Origin of the sequence: Streptomyces sp. UG1 (assembly GCF_049974585.1) — a bacterium.
GTDB lineage: Bacteria > Actinomycetota > Actinomycetes > Streptomycetales > Streptomycetaceae > Streptomyces.
In genome coordinates this window covers 79266-91981 of sequence record NZ_JBNGGG010000035.1, presented here as the reverse complement: position 1 = coordinate 91981, position 12716 = coordinate 79266, and the positions used below count along the sequence as shown (strand labels likewise).

Sequence of the window (12716 nt, the reverse complement as noted above, 5' to 3'; positions counted from 1 at the left end):
AGGTGCTGATAGCGGGCCGCTACCGGCTGGGCGAGACGATCGGGCGCGGCGGGATGGGGGAGGTCTGGCGGGCCTACGACGCGACGCTCGCCCGGCATGTGGCCGTCAAGCTTCTGCTGCCCCAGGACTCCGATCCCACCGCCACCTCCCGGTTCCGCCTGGAGGCGCAGACCGCCGCACGGATCGACCATCCGAACGTGGTGGGCGTCCGGGACTTCGGCGAGTACGACAACCGGCTCTTCCTGGTGATGGAGCTCGTCGAGGGCGACAGCCTGGCCCGGCTGCTGGCGGTGTCCGGCGCACAGCCCGCCGAACGCGTGGCCCGGATCGCCGCCCAGGCCGCGGCGGGACTGGCCGCCGCGCACCGGCAGGGCATCGTCCACCGGGACATCAAGCCGGGCAACCTGCTGCTGGACGCCGACGGCACCCTCAAGATCGGTGACTTCGGGATCGCCCGCTTCATGGACGACCCCGGCGCGGCGCTGACCGCCACCGGGCAGATCGTCGGCACGAGCCTCTACCTCGCCCCGGAGCGCGCCCTGGGCCAACCCGCCGGCCCGGCCTCCGACGTCTACGCGCTGGGCTGCGTGCTCTACCAGCTCCTGACCGGGCGACCGCCGTTCCAGGCCGACAGCGCCGTCGCGATCCTCCACCAGCACCTCGACGCCGCTCCCGTGCCGCCCCGCGAGCTGGGCGTCGCCGGACTGCCGCCCGCCTTCGAGAGCTACCTCCTCGGCCTGCTCGCCAAGGAGCCCGAGCAGCGCCCCACGGCCCAGCAGGCGGCCGACTGGTTCGCCACCGGTGGTTGGCAGGGCCGCCCCCAGCCGCTGCCCGACGCCGCCGCGCCGTCCCCACGGTCCACGACCGCCGCGATGGCCGCCGCGCCCGGCCCGAACCAGATGGGCGGGACCAGCACCCCGACGACCTACATGCTGCCGTCGTCCCAGTCCGCCCCGCCGGATCGCGCCGGACAGGGCAGGGCCCATTCCCATTCCCGCTCCCGGTCGAGGTCCCGCTCCCGCAACGGGACCCGGCGGGCGATGGTCACCGCCGCCGCGGCGGCGCTCTTCGTGGCCGCGATGCTGCTCGGGATGCGGTGGTTCTCGCCGGACAACAGCGCTGCGGAGGGCACGACAACCGATACTCCGCCCAGCCCGAGCGCTTCCGCATCCCCCTCGGCCTCGAGCCCGTCGACGGTCACCGCGCCGAGCCCGGCGGTGGAGACGACCTCAGGCCGTGAGGACAAGCGGGAGCAGGAGCGGCGGGAGCGGGAGAGGGAGCGGGAGCGGGAGAGGGAGAGGCAGCGGGCGGTGCAGCAGGACCGAGGCGATGATGGTGACGACGGGGACGACGATGGTGGTGAGGACGACTGACCGTCGGCGCGTTCCCACGCCGTACCGGTGAAGGGCTTCGCGTCGGCGGCCCGCTCAGCCCAGCACCTCCCCCAACAACCCCGCCCACTGCGCCACCACCCGCTCCCGGCGGGCGGTGTCGTTCGTGAGGAGGTTGGCGAGGCCCAGACCGCGGGCCATGTCGAGTAGGCCCTGGACTGTTTCGCGTACGCCGGGGAGGGATTCGTCGGCGCCGAGGAGGTCCACTGCTATGCGGTGGGTCTCGCGGCCGACTCGGGCTTCGAGTTCGGTGACCCGGGGGCGCAGCTGGTCCTCGTTGGACGCGGCCACCCACAGGTGGAGGGCCGCGCGGAACAGCGGGCCGGTGTAGAGGTCGACGAGGGCGGAGACGACGGCGTGCCGGTCGCCTGCCGCACCGTCGGGGAAGAGGGCGCGCAGTGCCGTCGAGCGTTCTTCGGCGACGTATTCGACGGCCGCCGTGAAGAGGTCCTCGCGGGTGGGGAAGTGGTGTTGGGCGGCGCCTCGGGAGACGCCGGCGCGTTCGGCGACGACGGAGACCGTGGAGCCCGCCCAGCCGTGTTCGGCGAGGCAGGCCACGGCGGCTTCCAGGAGCCGTTGGCGGGTGGCGCGGCTGCGGTCCTGTTTGGGAACGCGGTCCACCCGGTCGCCGACTGTGCTCACACCGCCCATTGCGGATCCCGTCTTTCGAGGAAGGCCGTCATCCCCTCGCGAGCGTCGGCGGAGGAGAACAGCCGGGCCGAGAGCGCGGTCAGGTCGGCCGCGTCCCGGTCGAAGGTCTCCAGCACCCTAGCCGTGAGCAGTGCCTTGGTCTCGGCCAGGGCCTGGGGTGAGGAGCGGCGCAGGCCGTCCAGGATGGGGGCCAGGGTCTCGTCGACGTCGTCGCCGGCCGTGGTCAGCAGGCCGATGCGGGCCGCCTCGGGGGCGGTGAAGCGTTCGCCGGTGAGGTAGTAGCGGGTCAGGGCTCGGGGGTCGGTGCGGGGGAGGATCGGGAGGCTGATCACCGCGGGGGCGACGCCTATGTGGACCTCGGTGAAGGCGAACGTGGCCGCTGTCGAGGCCGCCGCGATGTCGCAGGCCGCGAGGAGGCCGAGGCCGCCGGCGCGGACGTGGCCGGTGACTCGGGCGACGACGGGTTTGGGCAGGTCCACGATCTGCCTGAGCAGGGTCACCAGGGCGTCGGGGTGCGGGGGGTCGCGCAGGTCGGCTCCGGCGCAGAACGTGTTGCCGGTGTGGGTGAGGACGATCGCGCGTACGTCGGGGTCCTTGGCGGCGTCCGTCAGTGTGTCGGCCAGTTCGTCCACCAGGGCCGCCGAGAGCGCGTTGCGGGTGTCCGGGGAGTCCAGGCTCACAGTTTCCACGCCGCGCGCGCGTGTACGTCCGGTCAACGTCATGTGCGTTCCCTGAGTTCCCGGCGCAGGATCTTGCCGGAGGCGGCCCTGGGTACGCCGTCGATGAAGGTGACCTGGCGGATGCGCTTGTAGGGGGCGACGCGTTCGGCGACGTACATCATGACCTCTCCTTCGGAGAGGTCCGTGGCGGCGGGGTGGCGGACCACGTATGCGCGCGGGACCTCGTTGCCCTCGTCGTTGTAGACGCCGATCACGGCGGCGTCGGCGATGCCGGGGTGGGTGAGCAGGAGGGCTTCGAGTTCGGCGGGGGCCACCTGGAAGCCCTTGTACTTGATGAGTTCCTTGACGCGGTCGACGACGAACAGCCAGCCGTCCTCGTCCACGTGGCCGACGTCGCCGGTGTGCAGCCAGCCGTCGGTGTCGATCATCGCGGCGGTGGCGTCGGGGCGGCCGAGGTAGCCCTTCATGATCTGAGGGCCGCGGATGAGGATCTCGCCGGACTCGCCGGCGCCGAGGTCCTTGTCGGGGTCGTCGAGGGAGACGATGCGCATCTCGGTGCCGGCGATGAGCCGGCCGACGGTTCCGGCGGGCGCGTCGTTCATGGCGCTGAGCGGGACGACGTGGGTGCCGGGGGACAGTTCCGTCATGCCGTAGGCCTGGCCGACCGGCGGCAGGCCGAGGCGCTGTGAGCAGGCGGCCGCGAGGGTCGCGTCCAGGGGTGCGGCGGCGCTGATGACGTACTTCAGGGACGACAGGTCGTACTGCGCGACCAGGGGGTGCTTGGCGAGGGCCAGGACGATGGGCGGGGCCACGTACAGGCCGGTGATGCGGTGGTTCTGGATGGCCGCGAGGAAGGTCTCCAGGTCGAAGTGGGACAGGACGACGACCGTGGCGCCCACCCGCAAAGGCGCATTCATCAGGGCCGTGAGGCCGTAGATGTGGAAGAAGGGCAGGACGGCGAGGATGCGGTCGCCGGGGCCTGCGGAGATCGCGGGTTCGAGCTGGGCGAGGTTGGTGGCGATCTGGCGGTGGGTGAGCATCACGCCCTTGGGGGTGCCGGTGGTGCCCGAGGAGTACGGCAGGGCCGCGACGTCCGTCACGGGGTCGATGTCGACCTGGGGTTCGGGGGCCGTGGAGGCCAGCATGTCGATGAGCGAGCGGTGGCCGGGCGCGCTGTCGCACACGAGGATCTCCTGGACCCCGCCGGCGAGTTCGGCGGCCCGGCGTGCGGTCTCCAGCAACGGGGAGACGGTGACGATCCAGCGGGCCGCGGAGTCCTTGAGCTGCTTGGCGAACTCCTCGGGCGTGGCGAGCGGATGCACGGTGGTCACGGAGGCGCCCGCGCGCGTGGCGGCGTAGAACGCCGTCGGAAAGGCCACCGTGTTGGGGCTGTGCAGGGCGAGGACGTCGCCCTTGCGCACGCCGGTCTCGGCCAGGACGGCGGCGACGCGCCGGTGGAAGCGGTCGAGCTGTTCATAGGTGAGGGTGGTGCCGTCCGTGCCGTCGATGAGGGCGGGAAGCTCGCCGAACTCGGCGGCACGGCCGAGCACGGCCTCGTGGATGGGGAGATCTACGGGCGGGACGTCTGCGTACTCGCTGCGGAACATCGTTCCTCCTCGCGACGGGCACAGCGCGGTGCCGGTCAGTACGACTTGGGCAGGCCCAGGGTCTGGTGGGAGACGTAGTTGAGAATCATCTCCCGGCTCACCGGAGCAATACGAGCCACGCGCGCGGCGGTTATCAACGAGGCGAGCCCGAATTCGCGCGTGAGGCCGTTGCCGCCGAGGGTGTGCACGGCCTGGTCGACGGCTCTGACACAGGCCTCTCCTGCCGCGTATTTCGCCATGTTGGCCGCCTCACCTGCGGCTGTGTCGTCTCCGGCGTCGTACAGGTAGGCCGCCTTCTGCATCATCAGGCGGGCCAGTTCGAGGTCGATGTGCGCCTGGGCGAGGGGGTGTGCGATGGCCTGGTGGGCGCCGATGGGGGCCTTCCACACGGTGCGGTCGCGCGCGTACTCGACGGCGCGCGCGAGGGCGTACCGGCCCATGCCGATCGCGAAGGCGGCCGTCATGATCCGCTCGGGGTTGAGGCCGGCGAAGAGCTGGAGCAGCCCCGCGTCCTCGTCGCCGACGAGCGCGTCGGCGGGGAGGCGTACGTCGTCGAGGGTCAGCTCGAACTGCTTCTCGGCGGCGGCGAGCTCCATGTCGATCCGGCGGCGTGTGAAGCCTTCTGCGTCGCGCGGGACGATGAACAGGCAGGGTTTGAGGTTGCCGGTGCGGGCGTCTTCGGTGCGGCCGACGATGAGGGTGGCGTCGGCTATGTCCACGCCGGAGATGAAGACCTTGCGGCCGGTGAGCAGCCAGTCGGCTCCGTCGCGGCGGGCGGTGGTCGTGATGCGGTGGGAGTTGGAGCCGGCGTCGGGTTCGGTGATGCCGAAGGCCATGGTGCGGGTGCCGTCGGCGAGGCCGGGGAGCCATTCGCGCTGTTGTTCTTCGGTGCCGAAGCGGGCGATCACGGTGCCGCAGATGGCGGGTGAGACGACCATCATCAGCAGGGGGCAGCCTGCGGCGCCGAGTTCTTCCAGGACGATGGAGAGTTCGGCGATTCCGCCGCCTCCACCGCCGTGTGCCTCCGGCAGGTTGACGCCGAGGTAGCCGAGCTTGGCTGCGTCTGACCAGAGTTGTTGGCGGTCGTAGTCGCGTCCGTGGCGTTTGCCGAGGGCGGATACTGCGGACCGTAGGGCCTTGTGTTCTTCGGATTCGAGAGTGGGGGGCATGGGGGCTCCTTCCGGGTGCGGGTTCGTTGTGGCTGGTCGCGCAGTTCCCCGCGCCCCTATGAGGTTGGCTGCACTACCGCCAACAGGGCGCCGACCGTCACCTGTTGTCCTGTGGCGGCGTGCAGGGCCGTCAGCGTGCCTGTGCTCGGCGCTGTGACCTTGTGCTCCATCTTCATCGCCTCCAGCCACAGCAGCGGCTCTCCGGCCCGTACAGGCGCTCCTACGGTCAGTCCCTCGGCGACGCGTACGACCGTCCCGGGCATCGGTGCGAGCAGTGAACCCGGTGCGTGCTGGGTCGTCGGGTCGGGGAAGCGGGGTAGCGCGGTGAGGCGCGTGGCGTTCACGTGGATCTCGTCGCCGTACCTCGCCACCTCGAAGTTCCGTCGTACGCCGTCCACTTCGAGTACGACGAGACGCGCGTCGGCGTGTACGACGCGCACCCCGTCCGCCTCCAGGCCCGCCCGCGTGTGCCGGTAGCGGACCTCGATCTCCTCGCCCTCCATCGCGTACCGCTTGGCCTGCGGCTGTGATGGAACGTTGCGCCAGCCGCCGAAGCGGGAGCGGCCGTGGGTGTCGGCGAGGGCTGCGGCCAGGGGGGCGTGGGGGTCGGGGGTCGGGGTGGTCAGGGTGGTGAGGTGGCGGGTGTAGAAGCCGGTGTCCATCGCGGCCGTCGTGAACTCCTCGTGGCGCAGGGAGCGGACGAGGAGGTCGCGGTTGGTGCGGGGGCCGTGGATCGTGGCGCGTTCCAGGGCGTCCGCGAGCTTGCGGATGGCCGCCGTGCGGGTGGGGGCGTACGCGACGAGTTTGGCGAGCATCGGGTCGTAGTGGACGCCGATGGTGTCGCCGTCAGTGAAGCCGGTGTCCAGGCGGACGCTGTCGGGTACGGCGAGGCGGTGCAGGGTGCCGGTCTGCGGGGCCCAGCCCTGGGCGGGGTCCTCGGCGTAGAGGCGGGCCTCGACGGCGTGGCCACGCGCGCGTGGCGGTTCGTCGGGCAGGGCGTGGCCTTCGGCGACACGGAGTTGTTCCGCGACCAGGTCGAGGTCGAAGACGGCTTCCGTCACGGGGTGCTCGACCTGGAGGCGGGTGTTCATCTCCAGGAAGTGCGCCTTGTCACCGGCGACGAGGAACTCGACGGTGCCGGCGCCGACGTAGCCGACGGCGCGGGCGGCGCGTACGGCCATCTCGTAGAGGGAGTCCGTCAGTTCGGGGGTCAGGTTCGGTGCCGGGGCCTCCTCGATCACCTTCTGGTGGCGTCGTTGGAGGGAGCAGTCGCGGGTGCCGAGCGTCCATACCGTGCCGTGGGTGTCGGCGAGGATCTGTACCTCGACGTGGCGGCCGTTCTCGATGTAGGGCTCGACGAAGACTTCGCCGTCGCCGAAGGCGCTGTGGGCCTCGGTGCGCGCGGCCTCGAGTTCGGCGTCCAGGTCGGTCAGTCGCCGGACGACGCGCATGCCGCGTCCGCCGCCGCCCGCGGCCGCCTTCACCAGCACCGGCAGGTCCGCTTCGGTGATCTCGCCGAGGGGCGCCAAGCCCATCAGTTCCTTCGCGCGTGTCTTGGAGGCCATCGCCTCGATCGCCTCCGGGGGCGGGCCGATCCACAGCAGGCCCGCGTCGAGGACGGCGCGTGCGAAGTCGGGGTTCTCGGAGAGGAAGCCGTAGCCGGGGTGCACCGCGTCCGCGCCGGCCGCGAGCGCCGCCTTCACGATCAGGTCGCCGCGCAGATACGTCTCCGAAGGCGCCGCTCCCGGCAGCCGTACCGCCGTGTCGGCCACGCGTGTGTGCAGGGCGTTGTCGTCGGCGTCCGAATGCACGGCGACGGTCCGGATTCCCCACTCACGGCAGGTGCGGAAGACCCGGCAGGCGATCTCGCCTCGGTTGGCCACGAGCACAGTAGTGATCACCGGTGTTCCCTCACATCCGGAAGACGCCGAAGCCACCGCGCGCGCCCTCGTACGGCGCGGTGTGGATGGCGGACAGACACATGCCGAGGACGGTGCGGGTGTCGCGTGGATCTATGACGCCGTCGTCGTACAGCCGCCCGGACAGGAACATGGGCAGCGACTCCGACTCGATCTGCTGCTCCACCATGGCGCGCAGCGCCGCGTCGCCCTCCTCGTCGTAGGGCCGGCCCTTCGCGGCGGCCGACTGCCGGGCGACGATCGAGAGCACGCCGGCGAGCTGCTGGGGGCCCATGACGGCGGACTTGGCGCTGGGCCAGGCGAACAGGAAGCGGGGGTCGTAGGCGCGGCCGCACATGCCGTAGTGGCCGGCGCCGTAGGACGCGCCCATGAGGACGGAGAGGTGGGGCACGCGGCTGTTGCTGACGGCGTTGATCATCATCGCGCCGTGCTTGATGATGCCGCCCTGCTCGTACTGGCTGCCGACCATGTAGCCGGTGGTGTTGTGCAGGAAGAGGAGGGGGATGTCGCGCTGGTTGGCGAGCTGGATGAACTGGGCGGCCTTCTGGGACTCCTCGCTGAACAGGACGCCTTGGGCGTTCGCCAGCACGCCGACCGGATAGCCGTGCAGGGCCGCCCAGCCCGTCGCCAGGCTCGTGCCGTACATCGGCTTGAACTCGTCGAAGTCGGATGCGTCCACGATCCGGGCGATGACCTCGCGCGGGTCGAAGGGGGTGCGCAGATCGCCGGGGACGATGCCGAGGAGTTCGTCCGCGTCGTACTTGGGCGGCGTCGCCGGGCCCGGATCGGCGTACGCCTTGCGGTGGTTGAGGCGGGCGACGACACGCCGTGCCTGGCGCAGGGCGTCCGGTTCGTCCACGGCGAAGTAGTCGGCGAGACCCGACACGCGCGCGTGCATCTCGGCGCCGCCCAGCGACTCGTCGTCGCTCTCCTCGCCGGTGGCCATCTTCACCAGGGGCGGGCCGCCGAGGAACACCTTGGCGCGCTCCTTGACCATGATCACGTGGTCGGACATGCCGGGGACGTAGGCGCCGCCCGCCGTCGAGTTGCCGAAGACGACCGCGACGGTGGGGATGCCGGCCGCCGACAGCCGTGTCAGGTCCCGGAAGATGGCGCCGCCGGGGATGAAGATCTCCTTCTGGGAGGGCAGGTCGGCGCCGCCCGACTCGACGAGGCTGATGCAGGGCAGCCGGTTGGCGAGGGCGATGTCGTTCGCGCGCAGGGCCTTCTTCAGCGACCAGGGATTGCTCGCTCCCCCGCGCACGGTCGGGTCGTTGGCGGTGATCAGGCACTCCACGCCCTCGACGACGCCGATGCCGGTGACCAGGGACGCGCCAACGGTGTGGTCGCTGCCCCAGGCGGCCAGCGGGGACAGCTCCAGGAACGGCGTGTCCGGGTCGAGGAGCAGTTCGATGCGTTCGCGGGCGAGGAGCTTGCCGCGCCCGCGGTGCCGTTCGACGTACTTGGGGCCGCCGCCGGCGAGCGCCTTGGCGTGCTCGGCGTCGAGGTCGGCGAGCTTGCCGAGCATGGCCTCGCGGTTGGCCGCGTATTCGGGGCTCTTCGGGTCCAGGGTCGAGGCGAGGACGGTCACAGCAGGGTCTCCGGGATGTCGAGGTGGCGGCTGCGCAGCCATTCGCCGAGGGCCTTGGCCTGCGGGTCGAAGCGGTGCTGGGCGGCGACGCCCTCGCCGAGGATGCCCTCGACGACGAAGTTGAGGGCACGGAGGTTGGGCAGGACATGCCGGGCGACCTTCAGCCGGCCGCTCTCGGGGATCAGTTGCCGGAACCGGTCGGCGGTGAGCTCGTGCGCGAGCCAGCGCCAGGCGTCGTCCGTGCGCACCCAGACGCCGACGTTGGCGTTTCCGCCCTTGTCGCCGCTGCGGGCGCCTGCGACGAGGCCGAGGGGGGCGTGCCGGGTGGGGCCGGGTGGCAGGGGCGGGGGCAGGAGTGGCTCGGATGGGTCGAGTGAGCTGAGTGGGCCGAGTGGGCCGAGTGGCTCGGGTAGGTCGTCGTCCGGTACGGCGGTGTCGTGGGCCGGTGGCACAGGAACCCGGCGTCCGTCATGGAGGACGGCCATATGGTCGACGGCACCATGGGGGACGTACACATCCTCGAAGACCCCATAGGGCGAGCCCTTTCCCGGTGGCGCCAGCACATGGAAGCCGGGGTAACTGGCGAGCGCCAGCTCCACGGCGGCCCCGCTCAGCGCCCGCCCGACGGTCTCCTGGTCCCGGTCGCGCACGACGAGCCGCAGCAGCGCGCTCGCCGTCTCCTCCGTCGGCGCGTCGGGCCGGTCGGTGCGCACCAGCTCCCAACGGGTCTCGGCGGGCGGCGTCTTGGCGAGCGCGTCCGTCATCTGCTCGCGCACCAGAGCCGCCTTGGCCTCGATGTCGAGGCCGGTGAGCACGAAGGCGACCTCGCCGCGGAAGCCGCCGAGGCGGTTGACGCCGACCTTGAGGGTCGGGGGCGGGGCCTGACCCCGTACGCCCTCGACGCGGACGCGGTCGGGGCCGTCCTGGGTGAGCCGTACGGTGTCCAGGCGGGCGGTGACGTCGGGGCCCGCGTACCGGGCGCCGGCCGTCTCGTACAGCAGTTGGGACGTGACGGTGCCGACGTCGACGAAGCCGCCGGTGCCGGGGTGCTTGGTGATGACGCAGGTGCCGTCCTCGTGGAGCTCGGCGAGCGGGAAGCCGGGGCGGCGGACGTCGCCCTCCGCGAAGAACGCGTAGTTGCCACCGGTCGCCTGCGCCCCGCACTCCAGCACATGCCCGGCGACGACGGCGCCCGCGAGCCGGTCGTACTCCCTGGGCCCCCACCCGAAGTGGGCGGCGGCGGGCCCGGTGACCAGGGCGGCGTCCGTCACCCGCCCGGTGACGACGAGGTCGGCGCCCTCGCGCAGACACGCGGCGATACCGAACCCGCCGAGGTAGGCGTGGGCGGCGAGGCTGTCCGGATACCGGGTCTTGAGGTCGTCGCCCTCGACGTGTGCGACGCGCACGGGGACGCCGAGGCGATCGGCCAGCTTCCGTACGGCGTCGGCGAGTCCCGCCGGATTGAGGCCGCCCGCGTTGGCGACGATCCGCACGCCCCGCTCGTGCGCGAGCCCGAGGCACTCCTCCAGTTGCCGCAGGAAGGTGCGGGCGTATCCGGCGCCGGGGTCCTTCAGCCGGTCGCGGCCGAGGATCAGCATGGTCAGCTCGGCGAGGTAGTCGCCGGTGAGGACGTCCAGGTCGCCGCCGGTGAGCATCTCGCGCATGGCGTCGAAGCGGTCGCCGTAGAAGCCGGAGGCGTTGCCGATCCGCAGCGGACGCCCGGTCACCGGGCGGCCCCCTTCGGCGCCCGGCCCTCACCGGGTGGTCCGGCGAAGACCTGGGCGATGTCGAACCAGCGGTCGGCGTCGGGGCCTTCGGCGCGCAAGGCCAGGTCGGCGCGGTGGGCGCGCTGGGTGACCAGGAGACAGAAGTCGAGCGCCGGGCCGGTGACGCGCTGCGGGGCGTCTTCGGGGCCGTACACCCACATCTCACCGGAGGGCGCCACGAGTTCGATGCGGAAGTCGTCCAAGGGCGCCGGGAGTCCGTGCACACCGAAGGCGAAGTCGCGCGTCCGTACCCCGATCCACACCACATGCCTGAGCCGGTCGGTGGGTGTGCGCACCACACCGAGTGCGTCGGCGATGTCCAGGCCGTGGGCCCAGGTCTCCATGAGTCGGGCCGTGGCCATGGAGGCGGCGGACATGGGTGGGCCGTACCACGGGAACCTGGCGCGGCGCGGCGCCTCGCGCAACGCCGTGTCGAGGGCCGCCCTGCCCTTGCGCCACTCCGCCAGCAAAGGGGCGGGCGCCAGCTCGGCCCCCTTCTCCGCCCCCTGGTCGATGAAGGATCCCGGCGCCACCAGCGCCTTCTCCACCAGCGCGTGGAACGCGTCCACGTCGGTCACCGCCAGCAGCGCCGAGTGGTCCGTCCAGGCGAGGTGCGCGATCTGATGGGCGACGCTCCAGCCGGGGGCCGGGGTGGCGAGCGCCCACTGCTCGGGGCTCAGCTCGGCCACGAGCCGGTCGAGTTCCTCGCTCTCCTCGCGCAGATCGTCGAGCACGGGCGTCGGATCGGACACGGTGCGCTCCCCTCGGGGCACGGCGGTGTGCGGGGTGGTGCGGCGTGGTGAGGAGCATGGCAGCGCGGGTGAAAACAAGCAAGCGTGCTTGCATTAATCGTCATGGTGAGGATGCTGCGCGGCCGCCTTCGCCCGCCCCCGCCCCACCTGCGTCCGCACTGCACCCATGCTCGCGGCGATGACGAGCGCGATGGCCAGGGCCTGTACGGCGGAGAGGGCCTGGTCGAGGATGAGGAAGCCGGCGGTGGCGGCGATGGCCGGCTCCAGGCTCATCAGGATGGCGAACGTCGGCGCGGGCAGGCGGCGCAGGGCGAGGAGTTCGAGGGTGTAGGGGAGGACCGAGGAGAGGATCGCCACGGCCGCGCCCAGGGCGATGGTCACCGGGTCGGTGAGCTTCGTGCCCGATTCGGCGATCCCCAGGGGCAGGAACAGTACGGCCCCCACCGCCATCGCGAGGGCGAGCCCGTCGGCCTGGGGGAAGCGTCGGCCCGTGCGGGCGCTGAAGATTATGTAGGCCGCCCACATGGCGCCGGCACCCAGGGCAAAGGCGACACCCAGGGGGTCGAGGCTGTCGAAGCCTCCCCCGCTGAGGAGGAAGACTCCGGCGAGGGCGAGTCCGGCCCAGACGAAGTTGACCGCGCGGCGGGACGACAGGACGGACAGGGCGAGCGGGCCGAGGACCTCCAGGGTGACCGCGGGGCCCAGCGGGATGCGGGCGACGGACTGATAGAAGAGGCCGTTCATCGCGGCCATGGTGACGCCGAAGACGACCACCGTGCCCCAGTCGGTACGGGAGTGCCCGCGCAGCCGGGGCCGGCAGACCACCAGCAGCACGACCGCCGCCACCAGCAGCCGCAGCGCCACCACCCCGAGCGCGCCGGCCCGCGGCATCAGGCTCACCGCGAGGGCGCCGCCGAACTGCACCGAGATCCCCCCGGCGAGCACCAGGCCCACGGGACCGATCGAGCCCCAGCGGCGCGGGACACCGACCGTCGACTCGGGGACGGCCCGGGCACGGGTCGGTGCGCTCGGTGTGGTGGTGGCGGCGTCAGGGGTGCTCACGGGCGTTCCAGGGGCTCGGGACGGGTTCGTTCAGCGTGCTGTACTTCCGAGTCCACATTAATGGACTACGTCAGGTGTGTGAACCCGTTATGCCACTGTCCCAGAGTGTGGACGGGTGGACTGAGGGA

10 protein-coding genes are annotated in these 12716 nt (G+C 71.9%); 1 reads left to right on the top strand and 9 read right to left on the bottom strand.

All coding sequences use genetic code 11. The features are described 5' to 3' along the window. Positions 1-2: 2 nt before the first annotated feature. Complete coding sequence (locus ACP4J3_RS34190) at positions 3-1373, top strand: serine/threonine-protein kinase (protein ID WP_426540169.1); 1371 nt, start codon at positions 3-5, stop codon at positions 1371-1373. Positions 1374-1427: 54 nt separating this feature from the next. Here ACP4J3_RS34190 and ACP4J3_RS34185 read toward each other — a convergent pair whose 3' ends face one another. From ACP4J3_RS34185 to ACP4J3_RS34145, 9 genes are all read right to left on the bottom strand, one after another. After that, positions 1428-2042, bottom strand: a complete 615-nt coding sequence (locus tag ACP4J3_RS34185; RefSeq protein WP_426540167.1) for a TetR/AcrR family transcriptional regulator — start codon at positions 2040-2042, stop codon at positions 1428-1430. Further along, positions 2030-2764, bottom strand: coding sequence for an enoyl-CoA hydratase family protein (locus tag ACP4J3_RS34180; RefSeq protein WP_426540166.1), 735 nt, complete (start codon positions 2762-2764; stop codon positions 2030-2032). The genes ACP4J3_RS34185 and ACP4J3_RS34180 overlap by 13 nt, the downstream gene beginning before the upstream one ends. After that, complete coding sequence (locus ACP4J3_RS34175) at positions 2761-4329, bottom strand: 4-coumarate--CoA ligase family protein (protein WP_426540165.1); 1569 nt, start codon at positions 4327-4329, stop codon at positions 2761-2763. Before ACP4J3_RS34175 ends, ACP4J3_RS34180 begins: the two co-directional genes overlap by 4 nt. A gap of 35 nt (positions 4330-4364) precedes the next feature. Then, positions 4365-5498 (bottom strand): acyl-CoA dehydrogenase family protein, encoded by a 1134-nt coding sequence (locus ACP4J3_RS34170; RefSeq protein WP_426540164.1) that lies wholly within the window; start codon positions 5496-5498, stop codon positions 4365-4367. Positions 5499-5554: 56 nt separating this feature from the next. Then, a complete protein-coding gene (locus tag ACP4J3_RS34165; protein WP_426540162.1) occupies positions 5555-7399 on the bottom strand; it encodes a biotin carboxylase N-terminal domain-containing protein in 1845 nt (614 codons plus the stop codon). 10 nt (positions 7400-7409) lie between these two features. Then, complete coding sequence (locus ACP4J3_RS34160) at positions 7410-9008, bottom strand: acyl-CoA carboxylase subunit beta (protein WP_426540160.1); 1599 nt, start codon at positions 9006-9008, stop codon at positions 7410-7412. Beyond that, complete coding sequence (locus ACP4J3_RS34155) at positions 9005-10672, bottom strand: acyclic terpene utilization AtuA family protein (RefSeq protein WP_426540217.1); 1668 nt, start codon at positions 10670-10672, stop codon at positions 9005-9007. Before ACP4J3_RS34155 ends, ACP4J3_RS34160 begins: the two co-directional genes overlap by 4 nt. A 59-nt stretch (positions 10673-10731) precedes the next feature. Next, on the bottom strand, positions 10732-11526 hold the full coding sequence (locus tag ACP4J3_RS34150) for a TIGR03084 family metal-binding protein (protein ID WP_426540158.1): 795 nt from the start codon (positions 11524-11526) through the stop codon (positions 10732-10734). 93 nt (positions 11527-11619) lie between these two features. Continuing rightward, positions 11620-12588: an EamA family transporter gene (locus ACP4J3_RS34145; RefSeq protein WP_426540156.1), complete on the bottom strand. Its 969-nt coding sequence runs from the start codon at positions 12586-12588 to the stop codon at positions 11620-11622. Positions 12589-12716 lie beyond the last annotated feature (128 nt).

Excerpts from the sequence above, each read along its gene's own strand:
- ACP4J3_RS34175 (WP_426540165.1), bottom strand. The coding sequence starts at position 4,329 with ATGTTCCGCAGCGAGTACGCAGACGTCCCGCCCGTAGATCTCCCCATC.
- ACP4J3_RS34155 (WP_426540217.1), bottom strand. The coding sequence starts at position 10,672 with ATGCGCGAGATGCTCACCGGCGGCGACCTGGACGTCCTCACCGGCGAC.
- ACP4J3_RS34180 (WP_426540166.1), bottom strand. The coding sequence starts at position 2,764 with ATGACGTTGACCGGACGTACACGCGCGCGCGGCGTGGAAACTGTGAGC.
- ACP4J3_RS34185 (WP_426540167.1), bottom strand. The coding sequence starts at position 2,042 with ATGGGCGGTGTGAGCACAGTCGGCGACCGGGTGGACCGCGTTCCCAAA.
- ACP4J3_RS34170 (WP_426540164.1), bottom strand. The coding sequence starts at position 5,498 with ATGCCCCCCACTCTCGAATCCGAAGAACACAAGGCCCTACGGTCCGCA.